Source organism: Halobacillus sp. ABR2_026 (assembly GCF_056158545.1).
This window is the reverse complement of record NZ_JBSWTM010000001.1, coordinates 2,027,577-2,045,717: the sequence shown is the minus strand read 5'-3', so window position 1 is coordinate 2,045,717 and position 18,141 is coordinate 2,027,577. Positions and strand designations below refer to the sequence as shown.

At 43.2% G+C, this 18,141-nt stretch carries 19 protein-coding genes; 18 read left to right on the top strand and 1 reads right to left on the bottom strand.

Annotated elements, in window-relative coordinates; translation table 11 throughout:
• Nucleotides 1-8 precede the first annotated feature (8 nt).
• Nucleotides 9-983 carry a YpdA family putative bacillithiol disulfide reductase gene (locus ACXADE_RS10565; protein ID WP_474980430.1) on the top strand — a complete coding sequence of 325 codons (975 nt, stop codon included), beginning with the start codon at nucleotides 9-11 and terminating at the stop codon, nucleotides 981-983.
• A gap of 56 nt (nucleotides 984-1,039) precedes the next feature.
• On the opposite strand, the gene ACXADE_RS10560 is transcribed toward ACXADE_RS10565, so the two are convergent.
• Nucleotides 1,040-2,008 (bottom strand): asparaginase, encoded by a 969-nt coding sequence (locus ACXADE_RS10560; RefSeq protein WP_474980429.1) that lies wholly within the window; start codon nucleotides 2,006-2,008, stop codon nucleotides 1,040-1,042.
• A 91-nt stretch (nucleotides 2,009-2,099) separates the two neighbouring features.
• On the opposite strand from ACXADE_RS10560, the gene prsW reads away from it, so the two are divergent.
• The 17 genes from prsW (at nucleotide 2,100) to spoIVA (ending at nucleotide 17,610) form a co-directional block, all read left to right on the top strand.
• Nucleotides 2,100-2,759: a glutamic-type intramembrane protease PrsW gene (gene prsW / locus ACXADE_RS10555; protein ID WP_474980428.1), complete on the top strand. Its 660-nt coding sequence runs from the start codon at nucleotides 2,100-2,102 to the stop codon at nucleotides 2,757-2,759.
• Between the two features lie 181 nt (nucleotides 2,760-2,940).
• Entirely contained in the window at nucleotides 2,941-3,780 is an 840-nt protein-coding gene (gene sleB / locus ACXADE_RS10550) for a spore cortex-lytic enzyme (protein ID WP_474980427.1), read from the top strand.
• Between the two features lie 11 nt (nucleotides 3,781-3,791).
• Complete coding sequence (gene ypeB, locus ACXADE_RS10545; RefSeq protein WP_474980426.1) at nucleotides 3,792-5,132, top strand: germination protein YpeB; 1,341 nt, start codon at nucleotides 3,792-3,794, stop codon at nucleotides 5,130-5,132.
• A 115-nt stretch (nucleotides 5,133-5,247) separates the two neighbouring features.
• The gene (locus ACXADE_RS10540) at nucleotides 5,248-5,910 is read left to right on the top strand and encodes a flagellar brake protein (protein ID WP_474980425.1); all 663 of its coding nucleotides are present in this window, start codon (nucleotides 5,248-5,250) and stop codon (nucleotides 5,908-5,910) included.
• A gap of 121 nt (nucleotides 5,911-6,031) precedes the next feature.
• A complete protein-coding gene (cmk, locus tag ACXADE_RS10535) occupies nucleotides 6,032-6,712 on the top strand; it encodes a (d)CMP kinase (RefSeq protein WP_474980424.1) in 681 nt (226 codons plus the stop codon).
• A 2-nt stretch (nucleotides 6,713-6,714) separates the two neighbouring features.
• A complete protein-coding gene (locus ACXADE_RS10530; RefSeq protein WP_474980423.1) occupies nucleotides 6,715-7,299 on the top strand; it encodes a lysophospholipid acyltransferase family protein in 585 nt (194 codons plus the stop codon).
• Between the two features lie 100 nt (nucleotides 7,300-7,399).
• Nucleotides 7,400-8,542: a 30S ribosomal protein S1 gene (gene rpsA / locus ACXADE_RS10525; protein ID WP_474980422.1), complete on the top strand. Its 1,143-nt coding sequence runs from the start codon at nucleotides 7,400-7,402 to the stop codon at nucleotides 8,540-8,542.
• A gap of 128 nt (nucleotides 8,543-8,670) precedes the next feature.
• Nucleotides 8,671-9,690, top strand: coding sequence for a type 2 isopentenyl-diphosphate Delta-isomerase (gene fni / locus ACXADE_RS10520; protein ID WP_474980421.1), 1,020 nt, complete (start codon nucleotides 8,671-8,673; stop codon nucleotides 9,688-9,690).
• Nucleotides 9,691-9,794: 104 nt separating this feature from the next.
• Complete coding sequence (locus tag ACXADE_RS10515) at nucleotides 9,795-10,385, top strand: YphA family membrane protein (protein WP_474980420.1); 591 nt, start codon at nucleotides 9,795-9,797, stop codon at nucleotides 10,383-10,385.
• Nucleotides 10,382-11,251: a YIEGIA family protein gene (locus ACXADE_RS10510; protein WP_474980419.1), complete on the top strand. Its 870-nt coding sequence runs from the start codon at nucleotides 10,382-10,384 to the stop codon at nucleotides 11,249-11,251. The genes ACXADE_RS10515 and ACXADE_RS10510 overlap by 4 nt, the downstream gene beginning before the upstream one ends.
• 12 nt (nucleotides 11,252-11,263) lie before the next feature.
• Entirely contained in the window at nucleotides 11,264-11,449 is a 186-nt protein-coding gene (locus ACXADE_RS10505) for a capping complex subunit for YIEGIA (protein ID WP_474980418.1), read from the top strand.
• Between the two features lie 184 nt (nucleotides 11,450-11,633).
• On the top strand, nucleotides 11,634-12,944 hold the full coding sequence (gene der, locus ACXADE_RS10500) for a ribosome biogenesis GTPase Der (protein WP_474980417.1): 1,311 nt from the start codon (nucleotides 11,634-11,636) through the stop codon (nucleotides 12,942-12,944).
• Nucleotides 12,945-12,967: 23 nt separating this feature from the next.
• A complete protein-coding gene (locus ACXADE_RS10495; protein WP_474980416.1) occupies nucleotides 12,968-14,008 on the top strand; it encodes an NAD(P)H-dependent glycerol-3-phosphate dehydrogenase in 1,041 nt (346 codons plus the stop codon).
• A gap of 61 nt (nucleotides 14,009-14,069) precedes the next feature.
• On the top strand, nucleotides 14,070-14,327 hold the full coding sequence (locus ACXADE_RS10490) for a stage VI sporulation protein F (RefSeq protein WP_089652586.1): 258 nt from the start codon (nucleotides 14,070-14,072) through the stop codon (nucleotides 14,325-14,327).
• 618 nt (nucleotides 14,328-14,945) lie between these two features.
• The gene (locus ACXADE_RS10485) at nucleotides 14,946-15,143 is read left to right on the top strand and encodes a DUF2768 domain-containing protein (protein ID WP_474980415.1); all 198 of its coding nucleotides are present in this window, start codon (nucleotides 14,946-14,948) and stop codon (nucleotides 15,141-15,143) included.
• Nucleotides 15,144-15,159: 16 nt separating this feature from the next.
• On the top strand, nucleotides 15,160-15,888 hold the full coding sequence (locus tag ACXADE_RS10480; protein WP_474980414.1) for a hypothetical protein: 729 nt from the start codon (nucleotides 15,160-15,162) through the stop codon (nucleotides 15,886-15,888).
• 243 nt (nucleotides 15,889-16,131) lie between these two features.
• Entirely contained in the window at nucleotides 16,132-17,610 is a 1,479-nt protein-coding gene (gene spoIVA, locus ACXADE_RS10475; protein ID WP_474980413.1) for a stage IV sporulation protein A, read from the top strand.
• Nucleotides 17,611-18,141: the final 531 nt, after the last annotated feature.

Genomic DNA, 18,141 nt, shown 5'->3' with positions numbered 1-18,141 from the left:
TGTTGGTCGTGCAAGAAGAAAAAGTCATCATCATCGGTGGCGGACCTTGCGGAATGAGTGCCGCCATCGAATTGCAAAAAGAAGGAATGGAACCCCTGATCATTGAAAAAGGGAACATTGTGAATTCAATATACCATTATCCGACTCACCAGACGTTTTTCAGTTCGAGTGAAAAATTGGAAATAGGCAATATACCTTTTATCACCGAACGTCAAAAGCCTGTTCGGAATGAGGCTCTTGCTTATTACCGAGCTGTCGCAGGGAGGGAAGACCTTCGTGTAAACACGTTTGAGCGGGTAATGGAAGTAGAACAGGAAAAAGGCGGTTTTGTTGTACGCACTCAACCAGAAGGTGGGGAAGCGAAGGCTTACCGTGCAGAAAAGATCGTAGTTGCTACCGGATATTATGACCAACCGAATTATATGAATGTTAAAGGCGAAGAACTGCCGAAAGTCATGCATTATTTCAAAGAAGGTCACCCTTATTATAAGAAAAACGTCGTGATTGTCGGTGGGAAAAATTCAGCTGCAGATGCTGCGCTGGAATTGGAGAAATCAGGAGCCAATATCACAGTGCTTTATCGTGGAGAAGATTATTCTAAGAGCATTAAGCCCTGGATTTTACCACAATTTGAAGCATTAGTCAGAAAAGAAATCATCGACATGGAATTTTGTGCAGATATAAAGGAAATCACTGAAGATGAAGTCATCTACGAATGTAAAGGAGAGGAAAAACGAATCGATAATGATTTCGTTTTTGCTATGACCGGATATCGACCGGACCACAGCTTCCTTACAAAAATGGGTGTGGAGATGGATGATGAGACTGGACGTCCTTCCTTTAATGAAGACACGATGGAAACGAATATCCCGGGAATATTCATCGCCGGGGTCATTGCAGCCGGGTATAACAATAATGAAATATTCATTGAAAACGGACGCCACCACGGTGGTAGAATTGCCAATGCAATGAAGGACGAGTAAATGAAAAAGCCTGGAGTTTCTATGCTCCAGGCTTTTTCTATGGGAATGGGAGTTACTTAACTGAACATATGCTCGAGTTCGGTTAAATTCGCCGTCAGTTCCAGTGCCACCATGAGTTTAATGCGAGCTTTCGGTCCAGTGAGGCCGTTCGCGAAAATGATGCCCATATCTTTCAGCTGCCGCCCGCCTCCTGGATATCCATATGTATCCTGAACGATGCCTTGATAACATCGCGACACTAGGACGATTGGAATTTGGTCATCAATCATCCGCTTTAAAGCATCAACAGTTTCTGGAGGTAAATTTCCTTGCCCTAAGGCTTCAATGACGAGGCCGTCTGCCTGGCTTTCTCTGACCGCGTCGATCAAGGAGCCATCCATGCCGGCATAGGCTTTGATAAGTGCGACATGCTTGCTTATGCTTTGTATAGGGTACGAATCACGCCGGGTCATTTTATGATGAAAGAAAACTTCCGTCTTCGTGGTAATACCGACGGGGCCATATTGAGGGCTTTGAAACGTTGCTACATTGCTTGTACTCGTCTTCGTCACATTCTTTGCCGTATGAATTTCATCGTTCATGACCACTAATACCCCTTTGTCCTGGGCCTCATCACAAGTCGCAACTCTTATTGCACTGAGAAGGTTGTATAACCCATCGGCGCCGATTTCATTACTGGAACGCATGGCGCCGGTAACGACCACTGGTTTTCGGGTCTGCAAAAACAAATCGAGGAAATAGGCGGTTTCTTCTAATGTATCTGTCCCATGAGTGATGACGATTCCATCATAATTCTTTCTTGCCATTTTCTCGTGGATAGATCTTCCTAACTTCAGCATGTGATCAGGTCTAATGTGGGGGGAAGGAAGGTAGAATAATATCTCATCTTCGATCAATGTCTTTCCTTTGAGCATCGTTGAGATTTCATCCAAAGGGTGTTTGGATGAAGTATTCACTTCACCTGTTTCCTTGTTTTCTTTCATTGATATCGTGCCACCTGTGTGAATGACTAATATTCGTTTCATATTTACACCATCTTCCATTCAAATGTTCCTTTTCTCATACCTTCATGATACGATGAAACGTAGGTGAAAGAAAGAGAGAGGGTTGAGAATTATGGCCATTTTGACTGCTGCAATATCTCCTGCTGTGGCCATCATGACATTTATATATTTAAGCAAGAGAATCGAACTTGAGCCGCTGCCCTTGATCATCCGCATGTTTATCATAGGAGTCATCATGGTTTTTCCAATCATGTTTATCCAGTATGCTTTCGAAACAGAAAATGTCTTTCATTCATCTTTTTTGAAATCTTTTTTCTTAGCTGGATTACTTGAAGAGTTTTTTAAATGGTTCTTTTTATTATTTGTCGCTTACCGACATTCTGATTTTGATCACCACTATGATGGAATCATCTACGGTGTGGCTGTCAGTTTAGGTTTTGCGACGATTGAAAATATCATTTACCTTTTTCAAAATGGAATTGAAATTGCCATACTAAGAGCCGTTTTCCCAGTATCATCTCATGCATTATTCGGTATTATTATGGGCTATTATATGGGGAAAGCGAAGTTCCGGACGAACCGTTCGAACTTATGTTTAGCCTGGGGGCTGCTCGTACCTGTTTTGTTGCACGTGCTGTATGACTATATTATAACCGTGAAAGAGATGACCTGGATGTTTTGGATCACTCCATTCATGATTGTGTTGTGGTTCATCGGAATCAGGAAGATCAAAATCGCGAATCAACATCACGAAAAAATGCTCAAACATTGAAGAACAGCCTCCAGGCTGTTCTTTTTTTATGAGCTTTGATAGGACTGTCTAAGCTGGACTGGATTGTGCTGAATCAAAGTCGATGTAATGGATAAAGTGTACAAGGTCCCCATGAATAATCTGCGGTTTCTGTTAAAAACTACCCCTATAACTAAACTATTGGGTCAGGGGTGTATGTTGGATGTTATGGAAAAAGACGATGGTCGTTTTTTTGGGCCTGTCCTTGTTGGTGTTCCCTTTATCTGAGTGGAGCTATGTCAAACCAGTTAACGGTTTCTCGAATCAAATTATACAACAGGGAGCTACGGGGGACGATGTCATTGAACTTCAATCCAGGTTACAGTACTTAGGATTTTACAACGGAGCCATCGATGGAGTATTCGGCTGGGGTACTTACTGGGCGGTCCGAAACTTCCAGTATGAATTTGGACTTGAGATTGATGGGCTTGTGGGTACAGAAGTAAAAAACAAATTAAAGAAAGCGAGCAACTATGATGAAGGATATGTAAAGGAACAGATTCGTAAAGGGAACGACTTCACCCATTACGGAGGAACGCCAAAATCTCAGCAAACGAAACAAGGAAGTCAGGAACAAAAACAACAAACGCAGCAGCAAAAAGAAACAACACCTGAGCAGCCAACAGCTGTCAATGTACCAAGTGGATATTCTCAAAATGATATCCAATTGATGGCCAATGCAGTTTACGGAGAAGCGAGAGGAGAGCCTTATGTCGGTCAAGTAGCCGTAGCCGCTGTCATCCTTAACAGAATAAAGAGCGCTTCGTTTCCGAATAATGCTTCAGGCGTAATATTTGAGCCTCGTGCTTTTACAGCTGTTGCTGATGGGCAAATATGGCTCGAACCTAATGATCAGGCGAAAGAAGCCGTCATGGATGCCATCAATGGATGGGACCCATCTGGTCAGGCCCTTTATTATTTTAACCCGAGTACTGCAACCTCTGACTGGATTTGGTCAAGGCCGCAAATCAAACAAATCGGGAAACATATTTTCTGTAAATAGGAGGTGGGCGTATGGGTAAATGGATCGCCATCATAGTATTAAGCATAGCGGCTGTCGGCGCAGGCGTCTGGGGGTACAAAGAGAATCAGGATAAAAATGCTGTCCTCATACAGGCAGAAAACAGTTATCAACGCGCATTTCATGAATTGACCTATAATGTAGACCTTCTACATGATAAGATCGGCTCAAGTTTAGCAATGAATTCCAGGAACCGTCTATCTCCGCAGCTTGCTGAAATCTGGAAGATTTCATCAGAAGCGAGCTCGGATGTGGGTCAGCTCCCGTTGACGCTTCTTCCTTTCAATAAGACAGAGGAATTTTTGTACGATGTCGGGGAATTTGCTTATCGTACAGCTGTCCGTGATTTGGAAAAGAAACCTTTGAGTGAAGAAGAAGTGAAAATGCTTGAGGAGCTTCATAAGAAGTCTGGTGAAATTGAAGGAGAGCTAAGAAAAGTACAGAACGTCGTGTTGAGTGATAACCTGAGGTGGATGGATGTAGAGCTGGCACTGGCGACCAATGACGAAGTCGGGGATAATACCATTGTCAATGGATTTAAAACCGTCGAAAAATCGATGGATGGTTTTGAAGACTCTGTGACCCAGACAGGACTCGGTTCCTCTGGTCCTGCAAAAAGCTATCGCTATCTTGAAGGTGAAAAAGTCGACGAGCAGCAGGCGAAGAAGATCGCCAGTCAATGGCTTGAAAAAGTAGCGGTTGATAAGCTCACTGTAACAAAATCAGGAAAAGGAGCCGACGTTCCGACGTACACCGCTTCCTTCCAGGATGGGGACAAAAACGGATATATTGATTTGACAGAAAAAGGGGGGCACCCACTTACGATAATGATCAGCCGGAAAGTGGACGATCCTGAAATTTCCCTGTACGAAGCTTCAGAAAAGGCTAAAGAATATGTGCAAGGGTTGAAAATATCCGATCTTGAACTTGTCGAGAGCAATCAGTATGACAAAATGGGAGTCTTCCGTTTTCTGTATACGGAAAATGATATCCGTTATTTCCCGGATTCAGTAGTTGTGAAAGTGGCGCTTGATAACGGAGAAGTTCTTGGAATGAGTGCCCGTGAGTATTACAATTACCACAATAACCGGGAGCTGAACGAACCGGAAATCACGCTTGAAGAAGCACGGGAAAAAGTCAATCCTAATGTTAAAATCCAGGATCATCATCTTTCTGTCATTGAAAATGATGTCAATGAACAAGTCCTCTGTTATGAATTTCTGACGACGATGGAAAACACCACGTACCGGATTTTCATCAATGCGGCCAATGGACAGGAAGAAAAGGTGGAAACCCTGAAAAAAGCAGAAATGAAATTTAATCAGGATGTATGACGATAGGAACCCTTTACTTGAAGGGTTCCTTTTTTTATATCTGTCTTTATACCTATTTTCTTCCTTTTTTTTCATGGTCATGAGATAATAGAAAAGAGCTTGCAGGGGGATCAGGATGGAGAATTTAAAGGTGGGGACAATACTCACATTAGAAATCCGAAAGTCAAATGGAGAGGATGTTGACCAATACAAATGTAAATTGGTCGATTTTGAGGAACATCGAATTTATATCGATTATCCTGTACATACAGCAACGGGGAAGACAGGTTTTTTTCTGGATGGCACTGAATTTCAGGCCAGTTTCGTTGGACCTGACCAGTCCGTGTATTGGTTTAAGACAGAGGTAGTTACAAGGGAAAAACGGAACATCCCTGTCATCGCCTTGTCATTTCCGGGGCTTGAAGAATTGAATAGAATCCAACGGCGGAAATATGTCCGGGTGGATGCTACTATCGATGTAGCTGTTGAAAGGGAGGCAGGAAGTTTCCCGACGATTACGAACAATATTAGCGGAGGAGGGCTACGGGTGTTGCAGATGCCTGAAGATAAGCTCGGAGAAAAAGAGGAAATCTCTTTAACGCTCGTTCTTCCTATGAATACAGGGGAAACCCACTACGTAACAGCAAGAGGCCAAGTCATTCGGGTCATACCTGCAAAGAACCTCCTGCCCGAGAGAGTATCCATTGAATATATAAATATTCATGAAAAGGATCGTCAATTGATTATCAAATATTGTTTTGAACAACAAATGCAGTCGAGAAAACGCGCGTTGAAATAAAATGGATTTTCAAAGTCGAATTATGTTATTCTTAACTTTGATCATTAAGTAAAATTTTTTGAGAAAACGCGCTCACGAAGTGCGTTTTTCTTTGATAAGACAGATGGAGGAAATGGATCGTATGAACACAATGACAATTGCCATTGACGGCCCAGCGGCAGCCGGTAAAAGTACTGTAGCAAAAAAAGTCGCAGAGAAATTATCGTTTATTTATGTAGATACAGGAGCGATGTATCGAGCATTGACTTGGAAAGCCATCAAAAAAGGGGTGGCGCTTGAAGACGAGGCGGGGCTTGCCGAACTTCTGAGCCAATCTGATTTGAATCTGGTCCAAAGCGAACAGGGGCAGAGGGTCATTCTAGATCAAAAGGATGTATCTGAAGAAATCAGGACCGCTGAAGTTACGAACCAAGTGTCCATTGCAGCGAAACATAAGGATGTACGCAGGGAAATGGTACGTAGACAACAACAACTCGTTAAGGACAAAGGTGTAGTCATGGATGGACGTGATATCGGCACCCATGTTCTCCCGGATGCCGAAGTTAAGATTTTTATGATTGCGTCTGTTGAGGAAAGAGCCGAAAGACGTCATAAAGAGAATCTTGAAAAAGGCTTCCCATCTGACTTGGAGCAATTGAAAGAGGAAATCCGTAAACGGGATGAGATTGACTCTAACCGTGAAATTGCACCACTCGTAAAAGCTGAGGATGCTGTAGAGATCGATACGACATCCATGGATATCGATGAAGTTGTAACAGCCATTTTGAAGATTGTTAAGGACCGAGGGAAGAAAGGGGAGTAACGATGAGTTTATATAAACTGGGGAAAGCTCTCTGTAGTATCATCTTTTATCCGATGTACAGAATTCAAGTGGTCGGTAAAGAGAACATCCCTGCAGAAGGGCCTGTCATCATTTGTGCCAATCATATTTCAAATGTCGACCCGCCGGTTGTCGGTATTACAAGCAGTCGTAACATCTACTTTCTTGCAAAAGAAGAGTTGTTTAAGAACCCTGTCATTGGGGGTATATTGAAAAAAGTCCATGCTTTTCCAATCAAACGTGGCATGCGGGATAGAAACGCGTTGAGAAAAGGACTCGATATCCTTAAAGAAGGCAACGCTCTCGGGCTGTTTCCTGAAGGGACGAGGCAGAAATCAGGTGAAATAGGAAAAGGTCTGGCTGGAGCCGGCTTCTTTGCCTTAAGATCTGAAGCTTCCATCGTGCCTTGTGCCATCATCGGACCGTACAAGAAGTTCCAAAAGTTGAAGGTCGTTTATGGAGAACCGATTGATATGACCGACTACAGGGAACAGAAGGCTTCTGCCCAGGTCGTCACGGATCGGATCATGGAAGAAATCAGACAATTGCATAAAATTCATCAATCATAAGGCGTAATCACTTGACAAAATGCTCTAAATATTAGAAGTTAGACAAAAGGGCATTTCTGTATTATTAGGTTGTGTCGGAAATTGAAGGAGGTAGCTTGGTATGGATGAAATGAATCAAGAAGTATCTGGTATGAAAGAATTCTCTGCAGGGGACATCGTGACTGGTAAAGTCGTAAAGATTGAAGAAAAACAGGTCCTCGTAGATGTTGGATATAAAGTCGAAGGTATTGTACCTATCAGTGAATTATCCAGCCTTCATGTAGAAAAAGCTTCAGATGCCGTAAGTGAAGGAGACGAACTTACGCTGCAGGTGAAGAAAGTTGAAGATGATGAAATCGTACTTTCCAAGCGTGCAGTCGATGCTGATCAGGCATGGGAAGATCTTGAAGCGAAGTTCGAAAGCGGAGAAATCTTTGAAGCAGAAGTTAAGGATGTCGTTAAAGGCGGACTTGTTGTGGATATCGGCCTGCGCGGATTCATTCCAGCTTCTTTGGTTGAAACGTATTACGTTGAAGATTTTGAAGACTATAAAGGAAAAACTCTTTCCCTTAAAGTCGTGGAATTGGATCGTGAGCAAAATCGTGTAATCCTTTCCCACCGTGCTGTCGTTGAAGAAGAAGAATCAGCGAAAAAGCATGAGGTGCTACAATCTCTTGAAGAAGGACAAGTAATCGAAGGTACAGTACAGCGTCTGACTGACTTCGGTGCTTTTGTGAATCTTGGAGGTATTGATGGTCTTGTACATATCTCCCAGCTTTCACATCAGCACGTGGAAAAAGCATCAGATGTTGTAGAAGAAGGCCAGGAAGTTAAGGTCAAAGTACTTTCAGTAGATCGTGACAATGAGAGAATCTCTCTTTCATTGAAAGCTACACAACCAGGACCATGGCATGAAATCACGTCAAAAGTGTCCGCTGGTGAAACTTTAGAAGGAACTGTCCGTCGTCTAGTAAGCTTCGGTGCTTTCGTAGAAGTGTTCCCTGGTGTTGAAGGGCTTGTCCATATTTCTCAAATTTCCAACCGTCACATCGGGACACCTGATGAAGTACTGGAAGAAGGACAGACCGTTGAGGTTAAAGTCCTTGATGTAGATGAAAATGCAAAACGTCTATCACTAAGCATGAAGGAGTTGGAACGCGACGAAACGCGTGCTGAGATCCAACAGTATGAAAAAGAAGAGGATAGTTCCGGCTTCTCACTTAGCGATATGATTGGTGACAAACTGGATAAATATAAAAAATAATTCATGAATTCACGCTGAAATATTGGTTGCAGCCTTTACTTGGGTAAAACTGAAATTCAGGTTTAGCTGTACATTTGCAATCAATACTCGGTAAAGAGTGATGATTTTTTTGAAAAGTAGGGATGGTTATGAAAAGGTCTGAACGAAAGATTGATCATATCCGCCATGCGCTTAGTCACGAAAGGGAAACGCATAATCACTTTGATGATATTGAGATCGTTCATCAAAGTTTAGCCCGTATGAATTTTAAAGACCTAAAGTTAGATACTGAAGTAGGGGAACTTTCATTAAGTTCCCCTCTTTTTGTTAATGCGATGACTGGTGGCGGCGGGGAAGAAACGATGGCAATCAATCAGAATTTAGCTTCAGCAGCAAGAGAAACAGGCATAGGGATGGCTGTCGGTTCTCAAATGTCTGCCCTGAAGAATCCAGAGGAAAGAGTAACCTATGAAGTTGTGAGGAAAGAGAACCCTGATGGGGTTATTTTTGCCAATGTAGGTAGTGAAGCTACTTTGATTCAGGCAAAAGAAGCCGTTCGAATGCTGCAAGGGGATGCCTTGCAAATCCATATTAATACCCTCCAGGAGATGATTATGCCAGAAGGAGACCGTGATTTCACGGATCGAATGCATCGAATCCAAGATATGATTGATTATATCGATGTACCTGTCATAGTAAAAGAAGTTGGGTATGGCATGTCGAAAGAAACGGCAAGTACACTTCAAAAAATGGGAGTTCGTTACCTCGATGTTGGAGGAAGGGGCGGCACTAATTTCTCCAGGGTTGAAAATATGAGGAGAGAACGGGCCTATACCTCCTTCAACAATTGGGGCATTCCTACCCCAGTTTCTGTGCTGGAAACGGGGGGATGGGAAGGTCTTCATGTTTTTGCCTCTGGAGGTATACGTAACGGACTTGACGGAGCAAAAGCGATGGTTCTTGGTGCACGTGCCTTCGGTATGGCGGGGTCCTTGTTAAATGTCCTCGTGAATGAAGGCAGGGAAGCCTTAGTGGCTGAAATCGAACATGTACTAAAAGAATTCAAAATCGCCATGATGTTGCTGAACGCTCCTTCTCCTCATGAATTGAGAGGAAAGCCTCATGTTAAATTCGGTTATACAAAAGAGTGGTACGACCAAAGGTTCTAAAAAGCCTATGACGCAGCTGTCATAGGCTTTTTTATTTGTTCATGTTTAAAGCTTAATAGATGCACGCATAATAAAAAGTGTAGAAAGGGAGGTGAGGTGGTGGCATGGAAGCAAGCTTTTATTGGTTTTCTTGGTTTTTAACAATCTTATGTGTCTTCTTTCTGCATCGTCAGAAGTTGAGAAATGACCTTTTATGGATTCTGGGCATTTTAATGTGTACATATGATCTTTTTTCCATGGGAGATTCTCAGCTATATCTTCATGTAATACTTCTTCTATTATTGGGGACTTATCTATTCGTATCGAAGTCCAGGAGTCTTTACGATTATTTTTGGCCGTTCATTTTCAGTGTAGGGTACGCTTCAGTATGGATGTTTCTTATCATACACCCAGTATGGACGAACTTTCCGGGCGTCTCCCTCTTTCCTTTCATCATCGTAGCGGCTCTACGTCTGTTTTTAAGAGACATCGAAGGTCTGCTCGGATTATGGATGATCACAAATGCAGGGGGTTCCCTGTTTGTTTTCCTTACTTTTGCTATTTATCAAAATGAAGGACTCATCGATAGTCATGTGATGCTTTCCATGACCGTTAAAGGGATGCTTGTCCTAGTCATCCTATATGGGTTTGACCGCTTGAAGAAATCCATCTTCAAAAAACGTAAAACAACCGCTAAAGGAGCTGCTTACGTGTGAATGAATACACTTATCCGATTATCTTTGGCATTCTGGTCGGTACCGCCCTTCGTGTTTATATGCTGCGAACCGATTACAGGCAGTATCCAACTTACCTTCATGGGAAAATCATCCATTTATCTTTAGGGTTCATTGCTGCGGCCCTTGGAACGATAGCTATTCCTTCGATCATGGAAAAGGAATTTACGGCGGTAACCTTCTTGACCTTAGCTGCTTCTCAATTTCGTGAGGTGCGTAATATGGAAAGGAATACATTGGCTGAAATGGATTCCTATGAACTCGTCCCACGCGGGAACACCTATATTGAAGGAATTGCCGTTGCTTTCGAGAGTCGGAACTACTTGGTGATTTTTTCTTCTTTTGTCGTTACCCTTTGTTACCTGGCTTTAAATATATGGGTGGCCGTAGCAGCGGCTGTCGTTTGTTTTATTCTATCCGGTATGCTGATGAGCGGCTCGAAGCTTTCAGATATTGTGACGGTTGAAGAGAAGCCGATAACCTTTGATGGTGCTGGTTTATATGTCGATAATATCTATATTATGAACATCGGACTACCGGAACGCCAGGACGAAATATTAAAATATGGCATGGGGTTTGTGTTGACTCCGAGGGAGTTCAGTGTCCGTTCGACGATTGCCAATCTTGGACAGAGACAGGCGATTCTGCATGATGTTTCCGTTACACTGGGGGTATTCCGGGACTCTGGTACACCTGCACTCGTTCCATTGATTAAGAGAGATTTAAATGATGGAAGAATTGGGGTCTTCATTCTGCCTCAGGAACAGGATCCGGAACGTGCGAAAGAAATTATCGAACATGTACCTGTTTTAGAAAATGCAATACAAATGCCTTCAAAGAAAAGGTAGGAGGGATCATCCATGAAAATGGAAAAAGCTATTTTGGCATCTGTGACTACAGAGGAAGACCGGGTCCATGGAAGTGCAGCAGTTTTTAAATGTGATACTAAAGAGGAGATGGAAGCCATTGCAGCCAATCTGGAAGCTATTCTCGACGGGATTGCCCATGCCTTGAGTGATCAGCTTTACATTATTGTCAAACATTGAGTTCGGAGAAGGAATTGTTTCTTTTTCTAAAGTTTGCTAAGATAGTAAAGTTAATGGCTTCCTGCTGTTCTTCGGAAGATGGGCTGTTAAACCATCGCCCGTAGGAGAGCAGTATTTTTTTGCTTTTAACTACTGAGGAAACATGGAATAATGAAAATAGAAATAAAGAAAGGATGATCCTTTCATGAGAAAATCAGTAATCGCTATTGTAGGAAGACCAAACGTAGGTAAATCAACGATTTTCAACCGACTTGTCGGTGAAAGAATCTCTATCGTAGAAGACACACCCGGTGTCACACGGGACCGTATTTACGCTGAAGCTGAATGGCTGACAACTCGCTTCAATGTCATCGATACAGGTGGCATTGAGCTTGGGGACGAGCCGTTGCTCGTTCAGATGAGGGCCCAGGCTCAGGTGGCCATTGATGAAGCGGATGTAATTGTGTTCATGGTCAATGGACGCGATGGTATTACAGGGGCGGATGAAGAAGTCGCCAAATTATTGTTCAAATCGAACAAACCAGTGGTCCTTGCCGTGAACAAGGTTGACAACCCGGAAATGAGGGAAAATATCTACGAGTTCTACTCCTTAGGATTCGGTGAACCTTTCCCGATTTCAGGAACTCACGGTCTTGGACTTGGGGATATGCTGGATGAAGTAGTCAAGCATTTTCCTGAGAAAATCCAGGAGGAAATCGATGATGAGACGATTCGTTTCAGCTTGATTGGACGGCCGAATGTAGGGAAATCCTCCCTCGTTAACAGCCTTCTTGGTCAGGAGCGTGTTATCGTCAGTGACATCGCTGGAACGACCAGGGATGCAATCGATTCGCCTTTCTCAAAAGATGATCGTGATTATGTCATTATCGATACAGCTGGAATGAGAAAACGAGGCAAAGTCTATGAGACGACAGAAAAATACAGCATAATGAGGGCCTTAAAGGCCATTGAACGCTCCGACGTAGTCCTGACCTTAATTGATGCCGATTCTGGTATTCAAGAGCAGGATAAAAAGATTGCCGGCTATGCTCATGAAGCGGGAAAAGCTGTCATTATCGTTGTTAACAAATGGGATACGATTGAAAAAGAAGAGAAAACGATGAAAGAGTTTGAAGATAAAGTACGCGATCAATTCCGTTTTCTCGATTATGCACCCATTGTCTTTTTATCAGCAAAAACGAAGAAACGTATCCACACGTTGATCCCGAAAGTGCTGGAGGCAAGTGAAAACCACGCGAAACGCGTGCAGACCAATCTCCTGAATGAAGTGATCATGGACGCTCTTGCGATGAACCCGTCACCTTCTATCAAAGGGCAGAAACTGAAAATCTTTTATGCGACGCAAGTATCTGTCAAACCACCGAGCTTCGTCGTTTTTGTCAATGAACCTGAGTTGATGCACTTCACATATGAGAGATTTCTGGAGAACAGAATCCGGGAAGCGTTTGGATTTGAAGGAACACCGATCAAAATCTTCGCAAGGAAACGCAGCTGAATTCGAGGAAGGGAGCAGGTAGTATGGAAAAAGTAGCGGTACTCGGGGCGGGGAGCTGGGGGACAGCTCTTGCCCTCGTTCTCGCTGATAACGGGCATGAAGTCTCTTTATGGACACACAGAGAGTCTTTAGCTGAAGAAATCAATCAACACCATCGCAATGAAAAATACTTGGAAGGGGTCGACCTTCCTTCATCCATCACCGCGACTCATAACCTCGGAACGGCAGTAAAGCAGGCTGGACATGTCCTATTAGTCGTTCCTACGAAAGCCATGAGGGAAGTCTGCACTCAATTGAAAGAAGTCCTACACGATCAAGTGATCCTTACGCACGCATCCAAAGGGATTGAACCTGGCTCTTATAAACGGGTATCGGAAGTGATTGCTGAAGAGATCAATGCGGATCAGTATGAGGATATCGTCGTACTTTCCGGCCCGAGTCATGCTGAAGAAGTGAGCAGAAGACAGCCGACGACTGTGACCGTATCGTCCAAAAATCTCGAGGTTGCAGAAAAAGTCCAGGACCTGTTCATAAACCGTCAGTTCCGAGTATATACGTCGCCAGACCTCATTGGCGTAGAGCTTGGAGGGGCTTTGAAAAACATCATCGCCCTTGGCGCTGGTATATCCGATGGGCTTGGGTATGGGGACAATGCAAAAGCCGCTCTCATTACCAGAGGCCTTGCTGAAATAGCACGTCTTGGAACCTCCAAGGGGGCGAACCCGCTCACATTTTCAGGATTGACCGGAATCGGGGATCTTATTGTTACATGTACAAGTTCTCACAGCCGCAACTGGAGAGCCGGAAACAAGCTAGGTAAAGGATATCCTCTGGATGAGGTGCTTGATCAGATGGGGATGGTCGTCGAGGGTGTAAGGACGACGAAAGCTGCTTACCAACTAGCAGAAGAACAGGGAGTGGAGATGCCGATCACTTCAGGAATCTACAGAATATTATTTGAATCGGCAGACCCTAGAGATGTTGTCGATCAGTTGATGACAAGAATCCGCCGCCATGAAATGGAAGATTTGACAAATATTCTTGATGAAAAGCTGAATGACTGACACATATTGACCCATGTGCATATACTACACAGAACCTAATGCACGAGGAGGTCAATTGTTCATGAATGATTTTCAGAAGAATATTTTTGATCATCTGAAGAAAAAAGCTAACATCGATCCAGAGGACGTTTTTAAAGTGGCAAACTCCGTCCAAAATGCTGATTTCAGTGATGAAAAGACTGTTAGACGTCTTGTGCGTCAGCTTGCAAAGGTTGCAAATAAGAACGTATCAAAGTCTAAGGAAGATAAAATCGTCGAGGCTATCACGAAGCAAAACATGCCGCTTGATATGAATACGTTAGGCAAGTTTCTAAAATGATTACGAACCAATAGGCGCCTGAGGAGGCAGTCCTTCATTCGTATGCATAAGATATTACGCAGCAATCATTACACATGAGCTGGTCAGGGAATTGTTTAGTCAACCGGGGCAATCGGTTTGCCCCGGATTTTTTTATGCCTTTTTTCAATCGTGAATGGATGTAAAGCCGCTAATTCACGCGATAATATTGGGTTTGAAGATGTTTGGGCGGAACTGGACGGTTCGGGGAACGGTCGTTTTCAAATGGGTGGTGAGGGACGTCCTTGCTTTCAAAGATTGTCATGACTAGATCCATATATAGAAGAGATGAATCTTCGCCTCTTGTTGGTGGAGTCACTCATTTTTGTGCATGGATGGCGGCTTACTTACTCGAATTTTTATGCTCTGCATGGTGTTGTCAGCCAAACTTCTCACCACCGTGTTCTTTGAACCGTATGTAAGTTCATCTGTGATGGTTTTGAAACAAAACGGACATATTCATTTTTAACGAACGAGTTTGGATAAAGGTGTACTTACCAATAGTTGTGAAAGACTGCTAGACTCTATTTCTTATCTGTCTGATTGAATGGACTTGTGGTATAATACCAAAAGCAAAGTGTGCTTGAAGGAGGAAAATCTGTGTCTGAATCGATGCTTAAAATGTACATATCCTTCGCAGGAATTATCTCATTGTTCCTTTCTGTTGGTTTGATCTATCTCAGCAGATATAAAATGAAAGGATTTTTATCAGGTCTGATTGCGGTATTCGCTTATCTTTTCATGATTTTCGGCGGTCTCATCATCCTTTATATCGTCCTGAGCGGACCGACAGCCTGACTAAGGAGGACTCTACATGAAACGCTTACTTATCCTGATTCTTCCAATGACTGCCTTGTTGCTTACTGGGTGTCTTTATCCGCAGAACAAGCTGGCTAAGAACCAGGTACCGAACGACCAACAACTCGAAAGGGTTCAGGAGGCTGTAGACAGCTATCAGAAAGAAAAGAACGGCCTGCTGCCCATAAAAACGAAAGAGCAGGATACACCGATCTTTCAAAAATACCCGATTGATTTTAGTAAACTTAAAGAATTGAACTTGATCAATGATTTGCCGGGAACATCCTTTGAAAACGGAGGTCATTATCAGTATGTGATCATTCATCCTGAAACAGACCCTACCGTGAAGGTTCTGGATCTTCGGACGACAGAGGAAGTACGTTCCCTTCAGGTGAAGGTTAGTTTTTACAGAGAAAATAACAAGTATCCTCCATTGGGAGACTTCGTGGCCCCAGGCGTGTATGAACTCGATTATGAAAAAATCGGACTGGATGAGCCTGCCATGGTGGACAGTCCTTATTCTGATCAGGATCTCCCAGTGTTTTTAAATGAACAGGGGAAAGTCCATATCGATTACCGGAAAGATTTGTATACGTACTTAAGGAATGAAGATCATAGTTATACGCCAGGCGAGGATATTCGTTATTTGCTGACGGATCATACACCATTCGTTCCTGCCTACTCAACATCCTATACAATAGAAGAAGGCGAGCCAGTTTTCTTAAAAGCGAAGCCCGCATCATGAAAGCAAACCGTTCCTGCATAGAGGAGCGGTTTTTTTCATAGATTCTTAGTGAGCATAAACGAATACGTAATGGAACCTTACCGATCCCGTAATCCTCCACTCTTGTTTATGCGAAAATCTATGACTGTGCCTTAGGGTGGGTTACTGAACTTATAATTTCTTGCATATTCCACTAGGACAACGTCATAGAATTAGATTGTCTAGGCTTGTATGAAGGTGAAATTTTATTTGGGAGGGGATCCTTTGGAAAAGGTTGATATCTTCAGTGATATTTCCAAACGGACAAATGGAGATATTTATTTGGGAGTTGTCGGGGCTGTCCGGACTGGAAAATCTACATTCATAAAAAAATTCATGGAACTTGTTGTGTTACCAAATATGGAGGAAGAATCCGAACGAGAGCGTGCATTGGATGAACTTCCACAAAGTGCGGCTGGAAAGACGATCATGACGACAGAACCTAAGTTCGTCCCTAACCAGGCAGCCAATATCAATATCGATGACCACCTTGATATCCGCGTGCGGATGGTGGACTGTGTTGGGTATGCGGTTAATGGAGCTGTCGGGTACGAAGATGAGCATGGACCAAGGATGATCCACACGCCATGGTATGAAGAGGCCATTCCTTTTCATGAAGCTGCTGAAATAGGTACACAGAAGGTCATTCAGGAACACTCAACGATCGGGATTGTTGTAACGACAGACGGCACAATCGGTGAAATCGCCCGGGGAGATTATGTCGAGGCAGAAGAAAAAATTGTAGAGGAATTGAGGGAAGTCGGAAAGCCGTTTATCATGATCGTAAACTCCGCACAACCTCATCATCCGAATACGGAAAAGCTTAGAGCAAACCTTTCTGAGAAATACGATATCCCGGTTCTTGCGCTGTCGGTTGAAAGCATGCGCGAAGCTGATGTGCAAAGCGTTTTGAGAGAAGCTTTGTTTGAGTTCCCGGTACTCGAAGTTAATGTTAATCTTCCGAGCTGGGTAATGGTACTGGATTCCCGGCACTGGTTAAGAAATAACCTCCAGGAGGCTATAGAAGATACGGTTAAAGACATTAAGCGCCTGAGAGATGTAGATACAGTAGTCGGAAATTTCGATCAATATGAGTACATTACAGGGGCTCACATCTCTGGTATGGATCTGGGTGAAGGAATTGCTGAAATTGACCTTCAGGCCCCTGAATACTTGTATGATCACGTTTTAAAAGAAATTGTCGGAGAAGAAATAAGAGGAAAAGATCATCTTTTGGAAATTATGCAGGATTTCGCTCATGCTAAGCGGGAATATGACCAGGTAGCGGATGCGATGCAGATGGTTAAACAGACAGGATACGGCATTGCAGCCCCTACATTGGAAGATATGACTTTAGATGAACCCGAAATCATTCGCCAAGGTTCTAGGTTCGGCGTAAGATTGAAAGCCGTAGCTCCTTCCATCCATATGGTGAAAGTGGATGTACAATCCGAGTTCTCTCCGATTATCGGAACAGAGAAACAAAGCGAAGAACTCGTGAGATACCTTATGCAGGATTTTGAGGAAGATCCATTATCGATTTGGAATTCCGATATCTTCGGTCGTTCGTTAAGCTCCATCGTACGCGAAGGAATCCAGGCGAAGCTCGCCCTCATGCCTGAGAACGCCAGGTATAAATTAAAAGAAACGCTTGAACGTATCATCAATGAAGGATCTGGTGGTATGATCGCGATCATTTTATAACGGCTCTGTGTGAGCCGTTTTTAATTTTGTCTCAGGCTTTTTGAAGTTGATTTTTCACACCGTATCAATTTTTTTAAGTCAGAGAGAGGGTGTAACAGTTCCCTTGCTGACCTAGTCGTTTAAAAGGGCTGGTTTCTTATGATCCATCGTCAGTGAAGATAATGAGCAAGAAAAAGTATCCCTCTACACCAGAAAAATAACAGGAAGCCCTGGAAGAAAAGAGACCAAACACCCTTCGCATATTTAGAGGGGAAGAGCTTCTATTATTGCTTGGAAACGAGGGAAACACCTGTTTTTTCTTGATTTTATGAAAAAAATTACGGATTATAGAGGGTTTTATCAGCTGGATGTCGTAATTACCTTAGTGAAGATCTCTAAAATTATCAAAAATCCCGTCATGGCAACGTTTCTGAGAGTTTGCACCTTCATGAAGATTATGGTAAGCTACACCTGAAATGAAGCGTAATTCAGCCTGAAAGTCGCGTTGTTACGCGATTTTTACAGGATTGTCTATTGAATTTCGCTTTAAAC

Excerpts from the sequence above, each read along its gene's own strand:
- ACXADE_RS10560 (WP_474980429.1), bottom strand. The coding sequence starts at position 2,008 with ATGAAACGAATATTAGTCATTCACACAGGTGGCACGATATCAATGAAA.
- prsW (WP_474980428.1), top strand. The coding sequence starts at position 2,100 with ATGGCCATTTTGACTGCTGCAATATCTCCTGCTGTGGCCATCATGACA.
- sleB (WP_474980427.1), top strand. The coding sequence starts at position 2,941 with ATGTTATGGAAAAAGACGATGGTCGTTTTTTTGGGCCTGTCCTTGTTG.
- ypeB (WP_474980426.1), top strand. The coding sequence starts at position 3,792 with ATGGGTAAATGGATCGCCATCATAGTATTAAGCATAGCGGCTGTCGGC.
- ACXADE_RS10540 (WP_474980425.1), top strand. The coding sequence starts at position 5,248 with ATGGAGAATTTAAAGGTGGGGACAATACTCACATTAGAAATCCGAAAG.
- cmk (WP_474980424.1), top strand. The coding sequence starts at position 6,032 with ATGAACACAATGACAATTGCCATTGACGGCCCAGCGGCAGCCGGTAAA.
- ACXADE_RS10530 (WP_474980423.1), top strand. The coding sequence starts at position 6,715 with ATGAGTTTATATAAACTGGGGAAAGCTCTCTGTAGTATCATCTTTTAT.
- rpsA (WP_474980422.1), top strand. The coding sequence starts at position 7,400 with ATGGATGAAATGAATCAAGAAGTATCTGGTATGAAAGAATTCTCTGCA.
- fni (WP_474980421.1), top strand. The coding sequence starts at position 8,671 with ATGAAAAGGTCTGAACGAAAGATTGATCATATCCGCCATGCGCTTAGT.
- ACXADE_RS10515 (WP_474980420.1), top strand. The coding sequence starts at position 9,795 with ATGGAAGCAAGCTTTTATTGGTTTTCTTGGTTTTTAACAATCTTATGT.
- ACXADE_RS10505 (WP_474980418.1), top strand. The coding sequence starts at position 11,264 with ATGAAAATGGAAAAAGCTATTTTGGCATCTGTGACTACAGAGGAAGAC.
- der (WP_474980417.1), top strand. The coding sequence starts at position 11,634 with ATGAGAAAATCAGTAATCGCTATTGTAGGAAGACCAAACGTAGGTAAA.
- ACXADE_RS10495 (WP_474980416.1), top strand. The coding sequence starts at position 12,968 with ATGGAAAAAGTAGCGGTACTCGGGGCGGGGAGCTGGGGGACAGCTCTT.
- ACXADE_RS10490 (WP_089652586.1), top strand. The coding sequence starts at position 14,070 with ATGAATGATTTTCAGAAGAATATTTTTGATCATCTGAAGAAAAAAGCT.
- ACXADE_RS10480 (WP_474980414.1), top strand. The coding sequence starts at position 15,160 with ATGAAACGCTTACTTATCCTGATTCTTCCAATGACTGCCTTGTTGCTT.